Origin of the sequence: Halalkalibacter oceani, assembly GCF_023715605.1 — a bacterium.
Classification (GTDB): Bacteria; Bacillota; Bacilli; order Bacillales; family Bacillaceae_D; genus Halalkalibacter; species Halalkalibacter oceani.
Window position 1 is genome coordinate 1 of sequence record NZ_JAMBOL010000026.1, and the last position, 21,291, is coordinate 21,291.

The 21,291-nt window shown below is 48.2% G+C and carries 23 protein-coding genes and 2 other annotated features; of the genes, 21 read left to right on the top strand and 2 right to left on the bottom strand.

Going from position 1 to position 21,291, the window contains the following annotated elements; all coding sequences use genetic code 11:
- Positions 1–275 precede the first annotated feature (275 nt).
- The 14 genes from M3202_RS18235 to M3202_RS18300 all read left to right on the top strand — a co-directional run bounded on the left by M3202_RS18235 (position 276) and on the right by M3202_RS18300 (position 12,760).
- Complete coding sequence (locus M3202_RS18235) at positions 276–1,310, top strand: glyceraldehyde-3-phosphate dehydrogenase (protein ID WP_251224677.1); 1,035 nt, start codon at positions 276–278, stop codon at positions 1,308–1,310.
- A gap of 392 nt (positions 1,311–1,702) precedes the next feature.
- On the top strand, positions 1,703–2,086 hold the full coding sequence (gene speD / locus M3202_RS18240) for an adenosylmethionine decarboxylase (RefSeq protein ID WP_285890606.1): 384 nt from the start codon (positions 1,703–1,705) through the stop codon (positions 2,084–2,086).
- 130 nt (positions 2,087–2,216) lie between these two features.
- Entirely contained in the window at positions 2,217–2,615 is a 399-nt protein-coding gene (locus M3202_RS18245) for a DUF1499 domain-containing protein (RefSeq protein WP_251224678.1), read from the top strand.
- Positions 2,616–2,698: 83 nt separating this feature from the next.
- Positions 2,699–3,157, top strand: a complete 459-nt coding sequence (gene nrdR, locus M3202_RS18250) for a transcriptional regulator NrdR (RefSeq protein WP_251192397.1) — start codon at positions 2,699–2,701, stop codon at positions 3,155–3,157.
- A 108-nt stretch (positions 3,158–3,265) separates the two neighbouring features.
- Positions 3,266–4,717, top strand: coding sequence for a replication initiation and membrane attachment family protein (locus M3202_RS18255; RefSeq protein WP_251224679.1), 1,452 nt, complete (start codon positions 3,266–3,268; stop codon positions 4,715–4,717).
- The gene (dnaI, locus tag M3202_RS18260) at positions 4,718–5,647 is read left to right on the top strand and encodes a primosomal protein DnaI (RefSeq protein WP_251224680.1); all 930 of its coding nucleotides are present in this window, start codon (positions 4,718–4,720) and stop codon (positions 5,645–5,647) included.
- 67 nt (positions 5,648–5,714) lie between these two features.
- Positions 5,715–6,824 (top strand): cyclic dehypoxanthinyl futalosine synthase, encoded by a 1,110-nt coding sequence (gene mqnC / locus M3202_RS18265; protein ID WP_251224681.1) that lies wholly within the window; start codon positions 5,715–5,717, stop codon positions 6,822–6,824.
- A 258-nt stretch (positions 6,825–7,082) separates the two neighbouring features.
- A complete protein-coding gene (gene ytxC, locus M3202_RS18270; protein ID WP_251224682.1) occupies positions 7,083–7,949 on the top strand; it encodes a putative sporulation protein YtxC in 867 nt (288 codons plus the stop codon).
- A gap of 362 nt (positions 7,950–8,311) precedes the next feature.
- Positions 8,312–10,240: a threonine--tRNA ligase gene (gene thrS, locus M3202_RS18275; RefSeq protein WP_285890608.1), complete on the top strand. Its 1,929-nt coding sequence runs from the start codon at positions 8,312–8,314 to the stop codon at positions 10,238–10,240.
- Between the two features lie 130 nt (positions 10,241–10,370).
- Positions 10,371–10,492 (top strand) — a sequence feature (ribosomal protein L20 leader region).
- Positions 10,493–10,597: 105 nt separating this feature from the next.
- Positions 10,598–11,101 (top strand): translation initiation factor IF-3, encoded by a 504-nt coding sequence (gene infC, locus M3202_RS18280; protein ID WP_251192580.1) that lies wholly within the window; start codon positions 10,598–10,600, stop codon positions 11,099–11,101.
- Positions 11,102–11,137: 36 nt separating this feature from the next.
- Positions 11,138–11,338 carry a 50S ribosomal protein L35 gene (gene rpmI / locus M3202_RS18285; RefSeq protein WP_251224683.1) on the top strand — a complete coding sequence of 67 codons (201 nt, stop codon included), beginning with the start codon at positions 11,138–11,140 and terminating at the stop codon, positions 11,336–11,338.
- Between the two features lie 37 nt (positions 11,339–11,375).
- Positions 11,376–11,735, top strand: coding sequence for a 50S ribosomal protein L20 (gene rplT, locus M3202_RS18290; protein ID WP_251192404.1), 360 nt, complete (start codon positions 11,376–11,378; stop codon positions 11,733–11,735).
- Between the two features lie 148 nt (positions 11,736–11,883).
- Positions 11,884–12,156, top strand: coding sequence for a DUF1294 domain-containing protein (locus M3202_RS18295; RefSeq protein WP_251224684.1), 273 nt, complete (start codon positions 11,884–11,886; stop codon positions 12,154–12,156).
- A gap of 25 nt (positions 12,157–12,181) precedes the next feature.
- The gene (locus M3202_RS18300) at positions 12,182–12,760 is read left to right on the top strand and encodes a TVP38/TMEM64 family protein (protein WP_251224685.1); all 579 of its coding nucleotides are present in this window, start codon (positions 12,182–12,184) and stop codon (positions 12,758–12,760) included.
- Positions 12,761–12,844: 84 nt separating this feature from the next.
- Here the strand turns inward: M3202_RS18300 and M3202_RS18305 are convergent, their stop codons facing one another.
- Complete coding sequence (locus tag M3202_RS18305; RefSeq protein WP_251192407.1) at positions 12,845–13,228, bottom strand: sigma-w pathway protein ysdB; 384 nt, start codon at positions 13,226–13,228, stop codon at positions 12,845–12,847.
- A 159-nt stretch (positions 13,229–13,387) separates the two neighbouring features.
- On the opposite strand from M3202_RS18305, the gene M3202_RS18310 reads away from it, so the two are divergent.
- Both M3202_RS18310 and M3202_RS18315 read left to right on the top strand, forming a co-directional pair.
- A complete protein-coding gene (locus M3202_RS18310; protein WP_251224686.1) occupies positions 13,388–13,876 on the top strand; it encodes a dUTP diphosphatase in 489 nt (162 codons plus the stop codon).
- Between the two features lie 75 nt (positions 13,877–13,951).
- The gene (locus M3202_RS18315) at positions 13,952–15,037 is read left to right on the top strand and encodes a M42 family metallopeptidase (RefSeq protein ID WP_251224687.1); all 1,086 of its coding nucleotides are present in this window, start codon (positions 13,952–13,954) and stop codon (positions 15,035–15,037) included.
- 74 nt (positions 15,038–15,111) lie between these two features.
- Here M3202_RS18315 and sspI read toward each other — a convergent pair whose 3' ends face one another.
- Positions 15,112–15,318 (bottom strand): small acid-soluble spore protein SspI, encoded by a 207-nt coding sequence (gene sspI, locus M3202_RS18320; RefSeq protein WP_251224688.1) that lies wholly within the window; start codon positions 15,316–15,318, stop codon positions 15,112–15,114.
- 122 nt (positions 15,319–15,440) lie between these two features.
- Here sspI and M3202_RS18325 point away from each other — a divergent pair, with 122 nt between their 5' ends.
- The 5 genes from M3202_RS18325 to M3202_RS18345 all read left to right on the top strand — a co-directional run bounded on the left by M3202_RS18325 (position 15,441) and on the right by M3202_RS18345 (position 21,198).
- Positions 15,441–16,196 (top strand): TrmH family RNA methyltransferase, encoded by a 756-nt coding sequence (locus M3202_RS18325; RefSeq protein ID WP_251224689.1) that lies wholly within the window; start codon positions 15,441–15,443, stop codon positions 16,194–16,196.
- A gap of 62 nt (positions 16,197–16,258) precedes the next feature.
- Positions 16,259–16,499: a binding site (T-box leader), on the top strand.
- Positions 16,500–16,638: 139 nt separating this feature from the next.
- Positions 16,639–17,673 (top strand): phenylalanine--tRNA ligase subunit alpha, encoded by a 1,035-nt coding sequence (gene pheS, locus M3202_RS18330; RefSeq protein WP_251224690.1) that lies wholly within the window; start codon positions 16,639–16,641, stop codon positions 17,671–17,673.
- A gap of 36 nt (positions 17,674–17,709) precedes the next feature.
- Complete coding sequence (gene pheT / locus M3202_RS18335; protein ID WP_251224691.1) at positions 17,710–20,136, top strand: phenylalanine--tRNA ligase subunit beta; 2,427 nt, start codon at positions 17,710–17,712, stop codon at positions 20,134–20,136.
- 251 nt (positions 20,137–20,387) lie between these two features.
- Complete coding sequence (zapA, locus tag M3202_RS18340) at positions 20,388–20,657, top strand: cell division protein ZapA (protein ID WP_251224692.1); 270 nt, start codon at positions 20,388–20,390, stop codon at positions 20,655–20,657.
- A gap of 1 nt (position 20,658) precedes the next feature.
- A complete protein-coding gene (locus tag M3202_RS18345; RefSeq protein WP_251224693.1) occupies positions 20,659–21,198 on the top strand; it encodes a CvpA family protein in 540 nt (179 codons plus the stop codon).
- Positions 21,199–21,291 lie beyond the last annotated feature (93 nt).

Genomic DNA, 21,291 nt, shown 5'->3' on the forward strand with positions numbered 1-21,291 from the left:
GGGCTCAAGAGCGTACTGGAACGTTATGAAACCCTTCGTCAGACTTAACTGAAACCGCCGTATACGGATCCGTACGTACGGTGGTGTGAGAGGTCGGGGGTTAGTCGCCCCCTCCTACTCGATTTTTGGGTCATATGTAACCTGGCATTCATCCAAAAATGCAACAAATTTCACTTTTGGGCAGAAAATAATCGTACTTAATCATATAATGTGATATACTATTTTTGAAAATAGAGGATATAAAGTATAGCTTATTTCTGAGAGGAGTCGTTCTAATGAAGGCAAAAGCAGCCATAAATGGATTTGGGCGGATTGGTCGAATGGTATTTCGAAAGGCAATGCAGGAGAGAGAAGTTGAGATCGTAGCGATTAATGCAAGCTACCCTGCAGAAACGCTGGCTCATCTCATTAAGTATGACAGCATACATGGAACCTTTCCTTTAAAGGTAGAGGCGAAAGAGCATTCGCTTATTATAGATGGAAAAGAAATTCAACTGCTTCAATCAAGAGATCCGCGTGAGTTGCCGTGGAAGGAGCTTGGCGTCGATATTGTCATTGAAGCAACGGGGAAATTCAAAACACGGGAAACCGCAGGCTATCATCTCCAGGCCGGCGCAAAAAAGGTAATCATCACCGCTCCGGCGAAGGAAGAGGACCAGACAATCGTGATCGGTGTTAACGATCAGTCATATGATAGCGACAAGCACCATATTCTTTCAAATGCGTCCTGTACAACGAATTGCCTGGCTCCTGTCGCCAAGGTGCTTGACGAAGCGTTTTCGATTGAAAGCGGACTGATGACAACGGTTCACTCCTATACAAATGATCAGAAAAATATTGACAATCCGCACAAAGATTTACGACGTGCCCGTGCCTGCGGACAGTCGATTATTCCGACTTCGACCGGGGCAGCCAAGGCGATTTCAAAAGTGCTGCCGCAGCTCGAAGGGAAACTGAACGGAATGGCGCTTCGTGTTCCGACACCGAATGTTTCACTTGTCGATCTTGTCGTGACCGTGCGGCAGGACGTAACCGTCGAGGAAGTCAATTCAGCGTTGCAGCAGGCGGCCGCCGGTTCTTTGAAGGGAATTCTTGGCTTTACCGATGAACCGCTTGTATCGATTGATTTTAACGGGGAAGAACAGTCGTCGGTCATTGATGGCTTGTCGACAATGGTCATGAATAAGCGGCAAGTGAAAGTACTTGCCTGGTATGACAATGAATGGGGCTATTCCTGCCGCGTTGTTGATCTGCTTCATCTTGTCGCCCGAAAGCTGTCAGTAAAGGAAGAGGTTCATTCTGCTTCCTAAAGCAGTTGCGATCAATGCATAGTGCCGGGCGCTTCGAGACATGCTAGTAGGGGCTGGGAAGGAAGCTCGGTTGAGATAAAAAACATGGCGCTGCCTTAGCCCGGGGAAAAAGGGGAAATCCACCTTTTGCCCCGGGCTCCTTCCTTTTTGCTGTTGTGATGGGACGAGTATCCTTGCTTGGCAAAAGTCTTCAAAAAAATTTAATTCTAACTGTTGCAATCAATTTACAAACGAAGTATACTGATTTTCGTGAACTTCAATTACAGTTAATTAGGGATGATTCTTTTGCAGAAAGGGTTAGGACCTCTTTGGACTAACTTTCCCCCGTGTAAACAGACGTTCCTACATGTTTGAGAAGGCATGACATTTCTTTGTAAAGGGGGATTCAACTTATGGACACAATGGGTCGTCACGTCATTGCTGAGCTTTGGGGTTGTAACGTGGAGAAGTTGAATAATATGAGCTATATTGAACAGGTTTTTGTGGATGCTGCATTAAAGTCAGGAGCAGAAGTCCGGGAGGTTGCTTTCCATAAGTTTGCGCCGCATGGTGTGAGCGGGGTCGTGATTATCTCTGAATCTCACTTGACGATTCACAGCTTTCCAGAACATGGCTATGCGAGTATTGATGTTTATACGTGTGGAGATCGCATCGATCCTAACGTGGCATCTAATTATATTGCGGAGGCCCTTGGAGCTACCACAACAGAAGTGATTGAGGTACCTAGAGGAATGGGCCCGGTCAAAATTGAAAAATCAAAAGTACAAGCACTATAAGAAGAGGGGTGTCCTAAAAGCGGTAGCTTTTGGGGCACCCCTTTAAGCAATTCCGTCCTCTTTTTACGCTTTGGCAAGCTGGGTATGGTATGATAAGGACATCAAGCCAACAAGGACAGGAGAGGAAATAATGGCGCTGAAGGATACATTCGGGCAGCTCTTTAGCAAACGGACGGAAACAGCTGAACGTCACCCGCTGAATGAACTGAAGACCCGCTACTATAAAACGACGAAGGACAAGGCGCTCGAAGCAGCCGAGAAGGTTATCCAAGAGCAGCAATGGACGGTGAAAAGAGTCGAGGCGGAGCGCGGTGAAATTGTCGCGACAAGCGCAAACGGGAAAACCCTTTTTATCGTGACGGTCATTACGGTCAAACCATTTCGGACAGCAGTCGATGTGTCCTGCTCGATCGATACCGTGCTCCCGTCGGATTTTGGACAAAGTCGGAAAGCGATAATGGCTTTTTACAAAGCATTAGATCAAAATTTGCCTTACATAGGGTCAGGTTTAGGGGACGAATTATCATAACGATGCTTGTCAGCGATTCCTTTTTTCTATATGATGAAAGATAATAATGTTAAAGTACGACTGGGGAAAGTGGAGATGATTTAATGCGTTGTCCTGCCTGCCACCATAATGGAACTCGGGTTCTTGATTCAAGACCAAGTCATGAAGGGCGCTCCATTCGCCGCCGCCGGGAATGTGAAGCCTGCAATCACCGCTTTACGACGTTTGAGATGGTCGAAGAGGTTCCTCTTATCGTTGTCAAAAAAGATGGAACGCGGCAAGAATTCAGCCGGGATAAAATCATTCGCGGTTTGATCCGGGCATGTGAAAAAAGACCGGTCTCGCTCGAAACACTTGAACAGATCGTCGGCAGTGTTGAACGGGAGCTGCGCGGCAGAGGAAAAAACGAAGTACACAGTCATGATGTCGGAGAGCTGGTCATGGAGCGTCTTGCGGATGTCGACGATGTCGCTTATGTACGTTTCGCATCGGTGTACCGTCAATTTAAAGATATTAATGTGTTTATTAAAGAGCTGACCGATTTGATGAATAAGAACGAGTAACAATGGAGCTTAAAGCGAACTAGCGCTGCAAGCTCTTTTTACGCTGCTTTGACTTGCTCATATCAATCAGGAAGCATGACAGACATCATGAAAAGGAGGGGACCTTTGGTGACATGGCATTGGAAGGAGTTATTACCCGTTGATCGATTTACGGTTCGGACGCGCTATTACCTGGCCGAACAGGATCGTTTGACGCTTACTTTATTGTATCAGCCTTTAATCGGAGCATGTGCCCACAGCCTCTACATGACGCTTCTTTCCCAGCTTGAACGTGATCAATACTGGAGCGGGGAGCTTATTCATCGTCAGCTGATGCTTTTGCTCGGCGAGTCGCTTGAGGTGATTTATGAGGAGCGGAAGAAGCTGGAGGCGATTGGTTTATTGAAAACCTTTAAGCGCAAAGACGAGGAAGGGTCAACGTATTTATATGAATTGCAGCCTCCGATGACACCAAAGCAGTTTTTTGAAAATGATGTTCTTAGCGTTTATTTGTTTAATCGGCTCGGCAAAACGTATTACCGTCAGCTGCGTGAGCGCTTCATGCTTGATGAAGTGGCCAGTGATGACTATACAGAGCTGACATACGCCTTTGATGAGGTGTACGCGTCGCTCCATCATTCTGAAATGGTCTCGAACCTGAAATCGGAAACGGGGAAGGTGCTGCATATTGATGAGCGAAAAGCGCTCATAAGCAGGCAGGATGAACAGGATGTCACCTTTGTTTCGAATCAATTCGACTTTGAGCTGTTTGAAAAAAGCTTATCGAAGTCGATCGTCCCGGACTCGGCGTTGACGGAAGAGATCAAGTCGGCGATTATCAGGCTCGCCTTTGTCTATAAAATCGAGCCGTTGGAGATGAGCAGTATCGTCCAACAGACCTTTATCCATGAGGAGGAGGTCAACAGCGAGCAGCTGCGCAAAAAAGTGCAGGAGTGGTACAAAATTGAACAAGGGACAGAGCCGCCCGCTCTCGGCTTGCGGACTCATCCAGTTAAGGATCGGATCATGGCTGACCGTGAGCCTGCGACAGAGGAAGAGCGGATCATCCATTTTTATGAAACGACGCCACCACTTACCTTGCTTGAAATCCGCTCTGACGGCGCCAAAGTCGCAGCGGCGGATGTTAAAATAATAGAATCGCTTATGCTTGATCATAAGCTGCTGCCAGGCGTGATCAATGTGCTGCTCGATTTTATTCTTTGGAGTCAGGATATGAAGCTCAGCAAGGCGTTGGTCGATAAAATCGCGAGCCATTGGGCAAGAAAAAAAGTACGAACGGTGAAGGAAGCGATGGAGCTTGCCCTCTTCGAGCAGAATAAGTCAAATCAAAGCAGCAGGCGGTCCGGATCTTATCCGAAAGCATCAGCAAAAGGCAAAGCAAACCCGCGGCGGGACAAGCTGCCGAAATGGCTGCTCGCCGAAAAGCAGAAAGAGCAGGACGCTAAAGCGGAGGTCCCTTCTTCCGCCAAGCGAAATGAACTTCCCGCATCAGGGGATAAAAGCTTTGAGGAGATGCTGGAGGAGCTGAAGAAAAGTAAGGCGGGGAAGGGAGAGAGCTAAGTGAAATCAATTCAATCATCGTTAACGGACTGGATGCAAAACAGCAGCCTGAGAGAGCGGCTTGACCGTGCCATGCAGGAATTGCTGACGGACCCCTTCGTCCAGTCTGCTTTACAGCGCAATCCGGACATTAACCAGGAAAGCATCGAGCAAGGTCTTGTTAAATTATATGAATTTCGCAAGGAAAGCTATCATTGCGAGACGTGTCCGGGGCTTGCGGACTGTCCGAACATGATGAAAGGCTACCGGCCGGAACTGATCAGCCAAAAAGGGGCGCTCGACCTGCATTACCATCCGTGCCACTTGAAGCGTGAAGAGGATGAAAAGAAGCAGCAGCAGCAGTTAATGCGCTCTCTCTATGTGCCGAAGGAGATTCTTGAAGCGAGCTTTGATACGCTTGACCGCGATCAGGACAGGGCAGAGGCCTGCCGCAAAGCGCTTGCGTTTGCGCTTCATGCCAATCCCGGCGAGAATGGCGAGGGACTTTATCTTTATGGGAAATTCGGCGTCGGCAAAACACATATTATGGGCGCGGTCATGAATGCGCTAAAGAGCAGGCGGATCGGCTCAATGATTGTGTATACGCCTGATTTTTTCCGGGAAATGAAGCAGGCGATCGGCGACGGCAGCTTTCAGCAGAAGCTGGATATGGTCAAAAGCGTTCAAGTGTTAATTCTTGATGACATTGGCGCCGAGACGATTTCCGGCTGGATTCGCGATGATGTGCTCGGCGCGATTTTGCAGCACCGCATGCTTGAAAAGCTGCCGACCTTATTTACGTCCAATTATGATTATGAGGAGCTGGAGGAGCATCTCGCTTACTCGGATCGCGGCGGGACCGAGGAACTGAAGGCGAAGCGGATTATGGAGCGAATCAAGCATTTCACGGCGTTTGTGACGGTAGAAGGGAAAAACCGCCGCTCACGTTAGATAAATCAGCTTTTCTATGATACGATAACAGTATCCTATTTTGAAAGATTCGGGGGTTACGATATATATGAGCATTGATGCGATTTTAGAGCGCGCGGTCAATGGTGAGCGTTTGTCGATGGAAGATGCGGTTGCTCTTTATGAGAGCGACGAAGTTGAAAAGATGGGCGAAGCGGCGAATACGATCATGAAGAAGTGGCATCCGGAACCGATTACGACATTTGTCATTGGTCGAAATGTCAATTATACGAACTTTTGTGACACGTATTGCCGTTTTTGCGCGTTTTACCGGGCGCCTGGCAGCAAGGAAGGCTATGTGTTAAAAGATGAAGAGATTTTCAAAAAAATAGAAGAAACCGTCGCTGTCGGCGGAACGGAAATTTTAATGCAGGGAGGAACGAATCCGGATCTCCCTCTCAGCTATTATACCGACTTGCTGCGCGAAATTAAAAAGCGCTTCCCAATTTGGATGCATTCCTTTTCTCCGGCTGAAGTATGGAAGATCGCCGAAGTGTCAGGTCTTGGCGTCGAGGACGTTTTAAGGGAGCTTCATGAAGCAGGACTGGACAGCATGCCCGGTGGCGGAGCGGAAATTTTGACGGAGGAAACGAGGCTCCGGGTCAGCCGGTTGAAAATCACGTGGGAGCAATGGATTGAAGCGATGGAAGCTTCGAAGCGCGTCGGGATGTTTGGCTCGGCGACGATGGTCATCGGCTTTGGCGAATCCTATGAGGAGCGCGCTTTGCATCTCCAGCGCGTCCGTGACGCTCAAGATCGTTCAAATTGCTTTACCGCCTTTATTTCCTGGCTGTTCCAGCCGGAAAATACAGGAATGTGGAAAACGAAAAAGCTCAGCTCGCGTGATTATTTAAAAAATGTCGCGATCTCGCGGCTGTTTCTCGATAATATTGCCAATTTCCAATCATCCTGGGTAACGATGGGCCCGGAGGTCGGCAAGCTTTCCTTGCAATACGGCTGCAATGATTTCGGCAGCACGATGATGGAGGAGAATGTCGTCTCGGCAGCGGGTACTACACATAAGGTCAACACGAACCAAATTCTCAAGCTTATCCGTGAAGCAGGGAAAATACCGGCTCAGCGTAATACGAAATATGAGATTCTTCACCTGTTTGAAGGCGAGGAGCAGGCGGAGAAAGACTTTATTATGCAAAACTAAAAAACGCAAAAAAGCTGTTTCCAGAGGGAGAGCCTCCGGGACAGCTTTTTTTAAGGAGGAAGAACGTATAAACATTTTCGGGATGATTCGGGGCGGGGCGTCGGCTTCGCGCGCCGCTGCTAAGAAAAAACGCTCTTTTCGCATATTCCCCATCATGTTTTTTGGAAAGCGGTCATAGGATGGAGTAGAGCCTGTCTGAATACGGTTATGGAAAAATGAAGCAGAAGAAGTTCGTTAGACGGTAAGGGGGAATAAGCGTTGATCGCAATCCATTTTGAACAGACCGATGATTGCAAGCAGCTGTTAGATCAGCTAAGAACGTATATCCGAAATTACGCTGCCTATGGATTGGAAGGAACGGTGAAAAGGGAAGGAGAAACAACGATTTTACTGAACTATGAAAATCAGTTTGTTAATTTCTATGATTCCTTTCATCCATTGCTCGTTTCCGTGCTGACCGATTATGTGATCAGTACGAAGGAAGAAGAGTGGCTGCTCGATATCGTCGAAACGATGTTCTATTTTACAGCCAAGGAGGAGCAACAGGAAATTATCACCATTGCTCGAGCCATTTTAGAAGGAGATCGCGATGATCTGCCGATGATGAAGACGTTTTTCAATCGCCGCGCCTATATTTATGAAGCATTTGCCAATCATGTCGAAGAAGAAACGAGCTTCTTTTATGAGCCATTTCTGACCTTTCGTCTGCGGGAGTATGGGGAGATGCTGATTGATTGTGTGGAAATGGCGATTGATGAATATATGCTTGAGCAGGAATATCAAAATATGATTGCTGACCTCCGGCACTATGTGAAATCACATCAGCCGAAATTTTCATGTTTGCATATTGTCCATGATCAAGGCTTCACACTCTATGATGAGCATTTTCGTCGTTTGACACGGGAGGAGCTGCTGTTTCACTTGAATGTGGAGCTTATGTTTGAAGAAGCGCTTGAGGTCGAGGAAATGGTTGTCAGCCCGCTGGTCAGTCTGCTGCCGGGGAGAGTTTATCTTTTCACCGATGAGCCGGATGACGGTGTCATCCTGACGCTGCAGGCGATTTTTGAAGAAAGATTGCGCCTTTATCCACTGCGGGCTTACGAGCCAGAATCAACCAACTTTTGAAATCCTCTTGATTTTCCAGCTTGCGCTCCCTATAATACTACATATCAACAGTCAAATGAGTAAGGGTCACGACGAGGACATGAGCTGCGAAAATTCTGTTTTCAGAGAGAGAAGCAATAAGCTGGGAGCTTCTTAACATGAATCGCACGCTTACCACCTCTGAACTGCGCGAGGGGAACACCTAATGTGGAAACTGGCGCCGGCATGCAGCCGTTATCCTGCATCAATGAGGAGACTAAAGTAATTTTTCAGTCTTGAATGAGGGTGGAACCACGAATGACACGCGTCCCTTCTATGTCTATAGAGGGATGGGTGTTTTTTATGTTGTTTTTAATTAGATCAGAAAGAAGGAGTGGATAGTCATGGCAATGAAATTAACGTTTCCCGATGGCGCGGTAAAGGAATTTCCTCAGGGGACAACGACAGAAGAGGTAGCGGCTTCGATTAGTCCGGGGCTGAAAAAGAAAGCGCTGGCCGGGAAGCACAACGGTACACTGGTTGATGTAAGAACGCCGCTTCAAACAGATGGAAAGATTGAAATTGTCACGCAGGATAGCGAGGATGCGCTCGACATTTTGCGCCACAGCACGGCTCATATTATGGCCCAGGCGATTAAACGGCTGTACAAAAATGTTCATTTAGGAATAGGGCCGGTCATTGAAGGCGGCTTTTACTATGATATCGATGCTGAGGAATCCATTACAGCAGAAGACTTGCCGAAGATCGAAAAGGAAATGAAAAAGATTATTTCTGAAAATCTTGAGGTCAAGCGCGTTGAAGTATCAAGGGACGAAGCGATTCGGATTTACGAAGAGCTCGGTGATCCGTACAAGCTTGAATTAATCAGCGCGATTCCGGAAGGGGAAAAGCTGACGATTTATGAGCAGGGAGAGTTTTTCGACTTATGCCGCGGTGTTCATATCCCGAGCACGAATAAAGTGAAGGAATTCAAGCTGCTTAGTTTAGCGGGCGCGTATTGGCGCGGCGACAGCAAAAATAAAATGCTTCAGCGTATTTACGGGACGGCTTTCTTTAAGAAGGAGGACTTGCAGGAGCATCTTCGTCTGCTCGAGGAAGCGAAGGAGCGGGATCACCGCAAGCTTGGGAAAGAGCTTGGTATTTTCGCCCTTTCCCAAAAGGTCGGTCAGGGACTGCCGCTCTGGCTGCCGAAAGGAGCGACGGTGCGCCGCATTATCGAGCGCTATATCGTCGATAAAGAAGAGCGTCTGGGCTACCAGCATGTGTATACGCCGATTCTCGGCAGCGCCGAGCTGTACAAGACGTCGGGCCACTGGGATCACTATCAGGACGATATGTTTCCGGTCATGGAGCGCGATAACGAGGAATTTGTTCTCCGCCCGATGAACTGTCCGCACCATATGATGGTGTACAAGCAGGAAATGCGCAGCTACCGTCAGCTCCCATTGCGGATAGCCGAGCTTGGAATGATGCACCGCTACGAAATGTCGGGAGCGGTCTCCGGACTGCAGCGTGTCAGAGGGATGACGTTAAATGATGCGCACATCTTCTGCCGTCCTGACCAGATCAAGGAGGAATTCCTGCGCGTCGTTCACCTCATCCGCGAAGTGTACGAGGATTTTGACATCAAGGAATATAAGTTCCGTCTTTCCTATCGCGATCCAGAGGATAAGGAAAAATATTTCGACGATGATGCGATGTGGGAAAAAGCGCAGGGAATGCTGAAGGAAGCAATGGATGAGCTGGGCGATGTCGACTATTATGAAGCGGAAGGAGAAGCGGCTTTCTATGGTCCGAAGCTCGATGTACAAGTCCGCACCGCTCTCGGCAAGGATGAAACGCTCTCCACAGTCCAGCTTGACTTCCTGCTGCCGGAGCGCTTTGATTTAACCTATGTCGGTGAGGATGGCGCGCAGCATCGTCCAGTCGTCGTCCACCGTGGCGTCGTCTCGACAATGGAACGGTTTGTTGCCTTTTTACTTGAAGAATACAAGGGGGCCTTCCCGACATGGCTCGCGCCGGTGCAGGTTCAGGTCATTCCGGTCTCACCGCATGTCCATTTGGACTATGCAAAACAGGTGCAGGAGCAGTTACAGCAGCTCGGGGCCCGTGTTCATATTGACGAGCGCGATGAAAAAATCGGCTACAAAATCCGCGAAGCGCAAATGCAGAAGATTCCTTATATGCTCGTGATCGGTGATAAGGAAATGGAAGCAGGCGCCGTCAACGTCCGCAAGTACGGGGAGCAGGACTCGCAATCCGTCCCGCTCGAGCAGTTCATTGAGCAGCTGAGTGCGGAAGTAAAGAAGTAAGCAGACAATCAGGAAAAATTCGTCATTGCAATCTCAGCCTATTAACGGTAAAATGAATAGGTCGGTCGCTAAACGAGTTGACACCTATCAACGGGTATGCTATAGTTGTCAAGTAAACAATTACACATTGGACACAAAGCAGAAGCGCCCGCTTCTCACCTGATTGACGCGAATGCAGTTGGCAGGTACAATAACATTCATTTTTCAAATGAACAAAGTGTGGGCGTATTGTGCCTGCACTTTTTTTATATTGAATGAGGAGCATGTACCATTCCGTTCTTCTGAATGGAAGCAATATGCGTGAAGTGCTTTGATCCGTTTAAAATCCTTTGGAGGTGGCTCATTATTAGTAAAGACATGTTGGTCAATGAAGGGATTCGTGCGCGTGAAGTACGTCTTATTGGAGCAAACGGTGATCAGATTGGGGTCAAGTCGAAGCAGGAAGCGCTTGAAATGGCGCAGAATGTCAACCTTGATTTAGTTTGTGTCGCTCCAACTGCGAAACCGCCTGTGTGTCGTATCATGGACTACGGAAAATTCCGTTATGAACAACAAAAGAAAGACAAGGAAACACGCAAGAAGCAAAAGATCATTAACGTCAAGGAAGTTCGTCTTAGCCCGACGATTGAAGATAATGACTTTAACACAAAGCTTCGTAATGCGCGTAAATTCCTGGAAAAGGGAGATAAGGTAAAGGCTGCGATCCGCTTCCGCGGACGGGCGATTACCCACTCCGAAATCGGACGCCGGGTATTAGAGCGTCTGGCGAAAGAATGTGAAGATGTTGCCACGATCGAGGCAAAGCCGAAGATGGAAGGACGCAGCATGTTCTTAATCTTGGCTCCAAAGGTGGAGAAGTAACATCGATTTGAAGTAGATTAAAGGAGGACCTGAGTTATGCCAAAAATGAAAACTCATCGCGGCGCTGCAAAGCGTTTCAAGAAAACAGGATCTGGAAAGCTGAAGCGTTCACACGCCTACACTAGTCACTTATTTGCAAACAAATCAACGAAGCAGAAGCGAAAGCTCCGCAAATCTGCGATTGTTCACTCTGGTGACTTCAAACGTATTCGTGAAATGTTAACGTACAAAAAATAATTGATGTTTTTCTGATAGAAAAAAGGAGGGAACTGCGATGCCAAGAGTAAAAGGCGGTTATGTCGCTCGTCGTCGTCGTAAGAAGGTTTTAAAGTTAGCAAAGGGATATTTCGGTTCAAAACATACATTATTCAAATCAGCTCAAGGACAAGTAATGAAGTCCTTGCTTTATGCTTACCGTGATCGTCGCCAGAAGAAGCGCGACTTCCGTAAGCTGTGGATTACACGGATCAATGCGGCTGCCCGCGTGAACGGTCTTTCATACAGCCGTTTCATGCACGGTCTTAAGCTTGCTGAGATCAATGTAAACCGTAAAATGCTTGCTGACCTTGCTGTCAATGACGAGAAGTCATTCGCTCAGCTTGCTGAAAAAGCAAAAGCAAGCCTTAACGCATAAAGAAGAGACAGCTCTGAAGCAGCGGATATAGTGCCTAGGGGTTATCTCACAAAAAGGAAGAGAGGGTGTCCCGGAGCCTACGGCTTTTTGGGGCCCCTCTCTTTTTTTCTGATGCCGCTACGCGGTTTTTTAGAAAGGGTGTCCAAACATGGGAGCAGGAGTCCTTTATTTGTTAATCGTGAACGTGCTTTCTTTCATTGTTGTAGGGGCCGATAAGCAGAAAGCCCGAAAGAGACAGAGGCGCATTTCGGAGCGGACGCTTTTTCTTTGGGCGATCATCGGCGGAAGCGTAGGCTCCTATATCGGAATGAGATGTTTTCATCATAAAACGAAGCATAAGCGTTTTATGATCGGGGTACCGCTTATTATCGTGATCCAGGTGCTGGCGCTCGCCTTCATCATTTCAGCGATACAAGCATAATGTAGTAGAGGAGGTGGAGCTGACAATGGAAGAGTTTCTAAGAAAGTCTTTATTCGTAATTGAGCAAAGCGGTTGGCTCGCCCCGCTGTTTTTTATTCTGCTCCATGTCGTCAGACAGATTTTCTTCATTCCGGTTCTGTTTATTTGTCTGCTAGGCGGATATTTATTCGGGACGTTGGCCGGCTCACTCTACTCGATTGTCGGTCTGACAGCAGTCAGCTTCGTTTTTTATTGGCTCGTTTATCTCTTTCCGGGTGTCAGGAAAAAGGTCGCTGCTTTAAAACGGCGCATGCTGAAAGATGAATATCGCCTGACATTGCCGCAAATGATGGTGATGAGACTGATGCCGTTTGTTCATTTCCATCTTGTGTCGCTTTATCTTATGGAAACGACAGACAATGTTAAAAAGTATACACAGCAATCCTTTATCGTCAGTATTCCACCGGCGATTGTTTATACATCCTTTGGTGATATGCTGCATGAATTGCCGCTCGTCGGTACGGTCGTATTTATTCTTTTTTTGACGTTGCTGTTTCTCTTTTTTCGGCCGAAGCGCACAACGTCTGTCAGCTGGGCCGGCTTTTTTGCGGAGAAGAAAGAATGAGTGGGAGCTGTCTCATAAGCTTCGTAATGAAAAAGACGGGGTGTGTCAAAAAGGGTATTTTCCCCTTTGGCACACCCCTCTTGCTTATTCTTTTCGCAGCAGCTCTTTAATCGGGCTTTTCCATTCGATTTTTGCATTCGGGTAGCGAAGATGAACATCATCGGCAATGAATTGAAAATCCTCTTTGGAAAATCCGTTCAGCCGGTCGGTTTGTCTCGCCCAAATATAGACGGAAACAATCTCGAAGGAGTCCTCTGTCGTCCCTAAATATTTTTCCCCTTCAAACATCACACCTTTGTAGGTGAGGAGGAAGTTTTTCCTGACGTCCTTCTCATCATCGTAAAAGAAAAACTGCTGTCGTTCATGCGCCTGCTCAAGCTTGCGGCGCGGGTGAAATAAATACTTTAAGGCCGAATAAGCCAGGATTATAAGAGCTAATAAAATTAAGAAACGAAAGAGAATGACCATGTTTCATTCCTCCTTTATGAGGGATCAGTGAATAGAATGATTTTGACATACTTTTATAAAGGAAGTAAAGTAGTTATTCAGTTATACGAATCAGAAAAGATTTGGTTGCATCTTTTTTGAAAAAAATTGTTATAATCAAGTTCAAGGGGAGGGATAACGTTGGATATTCAGAAGCTATTTGACATCCAGGAGACATTAAACAACCGGATTATGACCGAGCATCAGCTGACGCAGGCTGATTTGTTTCAGGAGCAGCAGCTGGCGCTTCTTGTGGAGCTTGGCGAACTGGCGAACGAAACGCGCTGCTTTAAATATTGGAGCCGCAAGCAGGCCTCTGAGCGAGGTGTTATTTTGGAGGAGTATGTCGACGGCTTGCATTTCGTGCTGACACTCGGACTGGCGCTCGGATTTCGCTACCCGCAGCCGCTTCAGTCATATGTCCATCAGGAAACGCTGACCGGGCAATTTCTCGTCGTGATGGAAACGACACACCGACTGCAGCTTGCTCCGACGGAAGAGAACTATCACGCTTTGATGGAAGCGTTCCTGGCGTTAGGCCAGCAGCTCGGTTTTTCCCACGAGGAAATCGAAGCCGGCTATTTGGCTAAAAATAAAGTGAATCATGAACGGCAGGATGTCGGTTATTAGATGAAGTGAGTAGGACCACGCTTTTTATGTATACTACTAATAAGTCACTACTTGATCATAGGAGGAATGTACATAATGAAGAAGCTTGATGAACGTCTGCAAATGCTAAAAGACCTGACTGATGCGAACGGAATTTCAGGAGATGAGCGTGAAGTGAGAGAAGTGATGACAAGCTATATTCAGCCATATGCCGACGAGGTGACGACCGATAAGCTTGGCAGCCTTGTCGCCAAAAAGGTCGGTCAGGCGGACGGCCCGAAAATTATGATTGCCGGTCATCTCGATGAAATCGGCTTTATGGTCACAAGCATTGATGACAAAGGCTTTCTCCGCTTTCAAACCGTCGGCGGCTGGTGGGAGCAGGTGATGCTGGCCCAACGCGTTACAGTCATGACAAAGGAAGGGAACATTCCGGGGGTAATCGGTTCAAAGCCGCCGCATATTCTTCCAGCCGATGTCCGGAAAAAGCCGGTTGATAAAAAGGATATGTTCATTGATATTGGCGCCTCAAGCAAAGAGGAAGCGCTTGAATTCGGCGTGCGTCCTGGCGATTCGGTCGTCCCGGTTTGTGAATTCACCGTCATGAAGAATGAAAAGTATTTGATGGCAAAAGCGTGGGATAATCGGATTGGCTGCGCGATTGCGATTGATGTCATGCGCGAATTGAAGGATGCAAAGCACCCGAATACGGTGTATGGAGTCGGAACGATTCAGGAAGAGGTCGGCTTAAGAGGCGCGCGGACATCAGCGCATTTGATTCAGCCGGATATCGGCTTCGGGATTGATGTCGGCATCGCCGGCGACACGCCTGGGGTAACGGAAAAAGAAGCTCTCGCCAAAATGGGCGAAGGGCCGCAAATCGTCTTGTATGATGCTTCGATGATTTCTCACAAAGGCTTGCGTGAATTTGTAACGACAACTGCTGATGAGCATGACATTCCGTATCAATATGACTCGATGGCCGGAGGGGGCACGGATTCCGGCGCGATTCACGTAACGGCGAACGGCGTTCCGGCGCTGTCAATTACAGTCGCGACCCGCTACATTCATACTCACGCCGCGATTCTGCACCGCGATGATTATGAAAATACGGTGAAGCTGCTCGTGGAGGTCATCAAAAAGCTCGATCGCGAAACGGTGGAAAAGCTTACATTTGATTAATGGTTGGCTCAAAAAAAAAATCAAGAGGGATTACCGTCAAAGCTGGCACTGTTGGCGGTAATCCCTCTATCTGTTTATTGCAGCCCCTGGCTGATTTGCTGGCACATTTCTTCTTTTTGCTGCTCGTCTGCGTTTTTCCAATATACTTCAAATAACACGCCAAGACCCGGCAGCATTTTTTCTTCTCCACGCTGAATGGCATCGAGAATTGTTGCTTCGACATCCTCTTCAGAGCTGCCCTGAATGTTGGCCATAATCGCACCACGAAGGTTAAAGCCCATCTTTGTGCCCTCCTTTCCAGTTCATGATTCTTTCTCCTTGTAGTATGGCTGAAATCAGACTGGATTATGTTTGTAAAAATCGGTATGATGAGGGATAGAACAGACAGGTAAAGGAGTACCGTATGCGAAGGATTGATTCGAGCAAAAATGAGCAAATAAAAGCCTGGAAAAAGCTTCATACGAAAAAAGGGCGCGAGAAAGCCGGACAGTTTCTTGTCGAAGGCTTTCATCTTGTGGAAGAGGCGTTACGGGCCTCGATCAAAGTAAATACAGTGCTGCTGACCGATGAAACGATCCCGCCCCAAGAGTGGCCGCTGGCTGAGCTTGACGTCATTATGATCAGTCCGCAAGTGATGAAGGAGCTGGCTGAAACGGAAACGCCCCAGGGCGTTATCGCCGTATGTGAGCTTCCTGAAACGCCGGATGCCGAGATTACGGAAGGAAAGTATCTGCTAGTGGATCGCGTTCAGGATCCAGGGAATTTGGGAACGATGATTAGGACGGCAGACAGCGCCGGCTTAACCGGTGTCATTGTAGGCGACGGCTGTGTCGATATTTTTAATGGGAAGCTGATTCGAGCGTCACAAGGCTCGATTTTCCACTTGCCGGTGCTGAAAGGAGATTTAGTGGACTGGGTGGAGCGATGTAAACAGGCGCAAATCCCTGTTTTCGGCACTGCTCTAAAAGGCGCCAGCTCTTATTCGGCGATTGAGCCGCAGCGTGATTTCGCGCTGCTGATGGGAAATGAAGGAGAAGGGGTGTCAGAGGAGCTGCTCGAGCTGACTGACCAGAATTTGTACATTCCGATCTATGGAGAAGCGGAGTCATTAAATGTCGCCGTGGCAACCGGCATTCTCCTTTATTATTTACGAGGATAAGGTTGCATCGGCGCTGAAGTTTTTCTATAATGAAAAAGCGATCATCATACAAGTGAAAAAAGCAAAATGCGACGAAAGAGAGTAGTACGAATGAAACCGCTATGCAGGGAGAGAATGCCTTGACTGAAAGCATTCTTATAGCAGGGAATTCCGAATTCGCTCTGGAGCAGGCATCGGAGCACGGGAGATGGATTCTCGTGAAGATGTACCGGTTTATGGCCGTTAAGTCAATGGAGCGAATGCAGGGAAGCGCCACTTTTCTGCGTTAATTAGGGTGGTACCGCGAGAGTCTTCGTCCCTTACCGGGATTGAGGGCTCTTTTTTTGACGATTTCCAGGAAGATTTGAGGGAGGGCGTCGTGCGGTTAGCGGATGCCCGAAAGAAGCCCGAAGCGGGTGTGGAGCAAAAGCAAGTTCATGGTCGAAAAGAAGGAGGAAAACAGATGCGTGAAAAATTAGAAGCGTTACGTGATGAAGCGTTAGAAAAGGTCAAGCAGGCCGAGGACAAAAAAGCATTGCAGGAGGTTCGGGTCGCCTACTTAGGAAAAAAAGGCCCGATTACGGAAGTATTGCGCGGCATGGGGAAATTATCGGCGGAGGAGCGTCCTGTCATTGGTCAGATGGCCAACGATGTCCGTGATGTGATCAAAGAACAGGTCGACAGCAAGGAATCAGCGCTCGAGGAAGCGGCGATTGAAGCCCAGCTCGCAAGCGAAAGCATTGATGTCACTTTACCGGGCCGTCCGGTTCAGGCCGGCTCCACTCATCCTTTAACGGCTGTCGTCGAAGAGGTGGAGGATGCCTTTATCGGTCTTGGCTTCTCTGTTGCCGAAGGACCTGAAATTGAAACGGATTATTATAACTTTGAAGCATTAAATCTGCCGAAGGATCATCCCGCCCGCGATATGCAGGATTCGTTCTACTTCACGGAAGAGCTTTTGCTGCGGACCCATACATCTCCGGTTCAGGCGAGAACGATGGAACGTTATCAAGGAAAAGGGCCGGTGAAAGTCATTTGTCCGGGGAAAGTGTTCCGGCGCGATGATGATGATGCGACGCATTCTCATCAATTTATGCAGATTGAGGGCTTATACGTGGATGAGAACGTGCGGATGAGTGACTTGAAAGGGGTTCTTGAAACGTTTGCGAAATCCTTTTTCGGAGCGGAAAGAGAGATTCGTCTTCGTCCAAGCTTTTTCCCGTTTACCGAGCCTTCTGTTGAGGTTGATGTATCGTGCGGAATGTGTGGCGGTCATGGCTGCCGGATTTGTAAGCATTCTGGCTGGATTGAAGTGCTCGGAGCCGGTATGGTTCATCCGCGTGTGCTTGAAATGAGCGGATTTGATTCAACGAAATACAGCGGCTTTGCTTTTGGAATGGGCGTCGAGCGCTTGGCGATGCTGAAGTATGATATTGATGACATTCGCCACTTCTATACAAACGATGTTCGTTTTTTAGCGCAATTCAAACGGAACTAGACCGATTTCACAGGAGATATTGAAGGAGGAAATGAGATGCTCGTTTCATATAAATGGTTACAGGATTACGTCGATGTCGCGGAAGTAACGCCGCAGGAAATTGCCGAAAAAATGACGCGCGGCGGAATTGAAATTGATTTCATTCATCAATTAAATCAAGGGGTATCCGGCGTCGTTGTCGGTTATGTCAAGGAGTGCCAGCAGCATCCGAATGCGGACAAGCTCAATGTATGCCAGGTTGATATTGGCGAGGAAGAGCCTGTCCAGATCGTCTGCGGAGCGCCGAATGTCGCCAAGGGGCAGTATGTCGCTGTCGCCAAGGTTGGTGCCGTACTGCCGGGCAATTTCAAAATAAAAAAAGCGAAGCTGCGTGGAGAAGTATCACAAGGGATGATCTGTTCGTTACAAGAGCTGGGTATCGATCAGAAGCTGATCCAGAAAGAGTACGCCGATGGGATTTATGTGTTTCAGGGCGAAGTCGAGGTCGGGAGTGATGCCCTTGCAGCGTTGAACCTTGATGATCATGTGCTTGAGCTTGATTTAACACCGAACCGCTCGGACTGTCTCAATATGCTCGGCGTTGCTTATGAGATTGCGGCGCTCTACGATAAGAGGGTCAAGCTGCCGGCAGTGGAGCTGGCGACGAACGAAGAACGAGCGGAGAACTATGTCAGCGTGGCGGTTGAAGCGAAGGAAGATAACCCGTATTACGGCGCGACGATCATTAAGGACGTCAAGGTCGGGCCGTCACCGCTTTGGCTGCAAACTCGCTTAATGGCAGCGGGAATCCGGCCGATCAGCAATGTCGTGGATGTAACGAATTATGTGCTGCTTGAATATGGTCAGCCGTTGCACGCCTTTGATTATGAGCGCTTCGGCTCAAAGGAAGTCCTTGTGCGCCGCGCTCATGACAAGGAGGAAATCATCACGCTTGACGACCAGAAGCGGACGTTGACAAGCGACCATCTTGTGATTACAAATGGCAAGGAGCCGGTGGCGATAGCCGGGATCATGGGAGGGGCAACTTCTGAGGTCAGTGAGGCTACGACGACGGTCCTGCTTGAAGCGGCTTATTTTGATCCGGCGACGATCCGTAAGGCTTCTCGCGATCTTGGGCTGCGAAGTGACGCGAGCGCCCGCTTTGAAAAGGGCGTCGATCCGAACCGAGTCCGTGAAGCGGGCAAGCGGGCGGCCGCTCTGATTGCCGAGCTGGCCGGCGGGACGATTGTTTCCGGCGTTGTGGAACAGGACGAGCTTAGTCATCAGCCTGCTGTCATCAATCTCGATATGAACCGGCTGAATGAGCGTCTTGGCATGAATATTTCAATCGCAGAAGTGAAAACGTTTATGGACCGGCTCGGCTTTGCCTATGAAGAAGCAGAGCAGCAATTGCGGGTAACGGCGCCATCACGCCGTCTCGATTTGCAAATTGAAGAGGATTTGATGGAAGAAGTAGCCCGTCTTTTCGGCTACGATCATATCCCAACAACGCTGCCAACTGGTGCGACGACCCAGGGCGCGTTAACGCCTTATCAGAAAAAGCGCCGTCTCGTCCGCAGGGTGCTTGAACAGGCGGGACTGTCACAGGTCATCACCTATTCATTGACAAGCCCGGAGAAAGCGCGCGGGTTTGCGACGGATAAAGAGGCGAATGCCGTTAGGCTGGCGATGCCGATGAGTGAGGATCGCAGTACGATGAGAACGAGCCTAGTTCCTCACCTGTTCGATGTGATCAGCTATAATTTAAATCGGAAAAATCAGCACGTGCATATTTATGAAATTGGTTCGATCTTTTTAAGTGAGGAAAAGCAGCTTTCCAGCCAGCCGCAGGAACGCGAAATGCTTGCCGGCGCTCTAACCGGGCTATGGCATGAGCACGTCTGGCAGGGGGAAAAGAAGGCGGTTGACTTCTATGTCGTGAAAGGGGTGCTTGAAGCGTTGGCAGCAGAGCTCGGGCTTGCGGAGCATATTCAGTTTGAACAGGCGAAGAAGCCTGGCATGCATCCGGGCCGGACGGCCGTGATCAAACTGAATGAGGAAGAAATCGGCTTTCTCGGACAGATCCACCCGACTGTGCAAAAGGAAAAGGATTTGAAGGAAACGTATGTTTACCAGCTTGATCTTCAAGCGTTGCTGACATTTGAAACAGCACCGATGGTTTACGAGCCGTTACCGCGCTTCCCGGCGATGGTGCGCGATATCGCCCTTGTCGTTCCGACAGAGCGCACGGCTGGCGAGCTAGAAGCGGTCATTAAGCAAGCCGGGGGAGACTTGTTGAAAAAGGTTTATCTCTTTGACCTTTATCAAGGTGAGCATATGGAACCTGGCAAAAAATCACTTGCTTTCTCATTAACGTACCTTGATCCCGAACGGACGTTAACCGATGAAGACGTGACGAGCGTCCATGATCGTGTCATTGCTGAGCTTGAACAAGTCGGGGCGAAGCTGCGAGGAAGTCAATAAGTAGGAATTAATTCCATTTACGGAGCCTGCCTCAAAGGGATATGAATCCTTTTGAAGCAGGTTTTTTTTACGGGTCAAGAGAGGGAGTTAGCTGTGGTTGGTGCCCGCAGAAAGCTGGGCTATGCCGGCGAATGGCTCTTGAGACAGCACGACATAGCCGCTTTTCTTATTTGTATTTCCATTAAGTACCCTTCATGTTATGATAGAAGGTAGGATTTTATTGGAGCGATTGAGAGATAGGAGGCTTTTTCGTGACTGAGCGGAAGGTAAAGCAACGGACAACTGTAACCATTTACGGCCAGCAATATACGGTTGTCGGTCATGAGCCTCCGACACATGTAATGGAAGTGGCTCAAATGGTTGACGAGAAAATGAGAGAAATCAGAAAACGAAACCCTTATTTAGATACAACCCGTTTAGCCGTGTTAACAGCGGTAAATGTTGTCGATGAATATAAAAAGTTGCTTGAAGAGCATGAAAAAGCTCTCAAGCAACTGAAACGGATGACAGGAGACGAGTAGGATGCTAAGCTTTCTTATTTTGTTTATTTTATTTTGCAGCTTTTTTATAGGCAGACGCCGTGGCTTTATTTTGCAAATTATTCATCTAGTAAGCTTTGTCGCAGCGTTGTTCGTTGCCTATAGCTATTTTCGCGAACTGGCTACATATATTCGGCTGTGGATTCCGTATCCGCAGTTTTCCTCGGACAGTACGGTCGGGATGATTGTCAATACGTTTAACGCGGAAAACGTTTATTATTCAGGGATTGCGTTTGCGATCTTGTTTTTCGGGACAAAGCTTGTGCTTCACTTGCTTGGTTCGATGCTGGATTTCCTGGCACACTTACCGATTTTGCGCTCATTCAACCAGCTGCTGGGCGGTATTCTTTGCTTCATTGAAGCGTATTTAATTTTACTCGTTTTGCTGTTTGTCGCCGCGCTCTTGCCAATCGAAGCGGTGCAAAGTGCGATGCAAGGTTCAATCGTCGTCCAGCTGATGATGAACTATACGCCATTTCTGTCTGAATGGATTAAATCGTTATGGATTGAAAATACAATCTAGTTGCAAGAACAGTCCGATAGGTGATGAAGCAGGTGGCGGCTTGATTCATCGGTCGGACTTTTTGTATGGCGGCTTAACGTTGATTTTCTTGTC

Coding starts and splice junctions, on each gene's coding strand:
- rpmI (WP_251224683.1), top strand. CDS start 11,138: ATGCCAAAAATGAAAACTCATCGCGGCGCTGCAAAGCGTTTCAAGAAA.
- rplT (WP_251192404.1), top strand. CDS start 11,376: ATGCCAAGAGTAAAAGGCGGTTATGTCGCTCGTCGTCGTCGTAAGAAG.
- infC (WP_251192580.1), top strand. CDS start 10,598: ATGTTGGTCAATGAAGGGATTCGTGCGCGTGAAGTACGTCTTATTGGA.
- nrdR (WP_251192397.1), top strand. CDS start 2,699: ATGCGTTGTCCTGCCTGCCACCATAATGGAACTCGGGTTCTTGATTCA.
- thrS (WP_285890608.1), top strand. CDS start 8,312: ATGGCAATGAAATTAACGTTTCCCGATGGCGCGGTAAAGGAATTTCCT.
- sspI (WP_251224688.1), bottom strand. CDS start 15,318: ATGGGCTTTAACCTTCGTGGTGCGATTATGGCCAACATTCAGGGCAGC.
- M3202_RS18245 (WP_251224678.1), top strand. CDS start 2,217: ATGGCGCTGAAGGATACATTCGGGCAGCTCTTTAGCAAACGGACGGAA.
- speD (WP_285890606.1), top strand. CDS start 1,703: ATGGACACAATGGGTCGTCACGTCATTGCTGAGCTTTGGGGTTGTAAC.
- M3202_RS18345 (WP_251224693.1), top strand. CDS start 20,659: ATGCTAAGCTTTCTTATTTTGTTTATTTTATTTTGCAGCTTTTTTATA.
- M3202_RS18315 (WP_251224687.1), top strand. CDS start 13,952: ATGAAGAAGCTTGATGAACGTCTGCAAATGCTAAAAGACCTGACTGAT.
- M3202_RS18325 (WP_251224689.1), top strand. CDS start 15,441: ATGCGAAGGATTGATTCGAGCAAAAATGAGCAAATAAAAGCCTGGAAA.
- M3202_RS18235 (WP_251224677.1), top strand. CDS start 276: ATGAAGGCAAAAGCAGCCATAAATGGATTTGGGCGGATTGGTCGAATG.
- pheT (WP_251224691.1), top strand. CDS start 17,710: ATGCTCGTTTCATATAAATGGTTACAGGATTACGTCGATGTCGCGGAA.
- pheS (WP_251224690.1), top strand. CDS start 16,639: ATGCGTGAAAAATTAGAAGCGTTACGTGATGAAGCGTTAGAAAAGGTC.
- mqnC (WP_251224681.1), top strand. CDS start 5,715: ATGAGCATTGATGCGATTTTAGAGCGCGCGGTCAATGGTGAGCGTTTG.
- M3202_RS18300 (WP_251224685.1), top strand. CDS start 12,182: ATGGAAGAGTTTCTAAGAAAGTCTTTATTCGTAATTGAGCAAAGCGGT.
- M3202_RS18295 (WP_251224684.1), top strand. CDS start 11,884: ATGGGAGCAGGAGTCCTTTATTTGTTAATCGTGAACGTGCTTTCTTTC.
- M3202_RS18305 (WP_251192407.1), bottom strand. CDS start 13,228: ATGGTCATTCTCTTTCGTTTCTTAATTTTATTAGCTCTTATAATCCTG.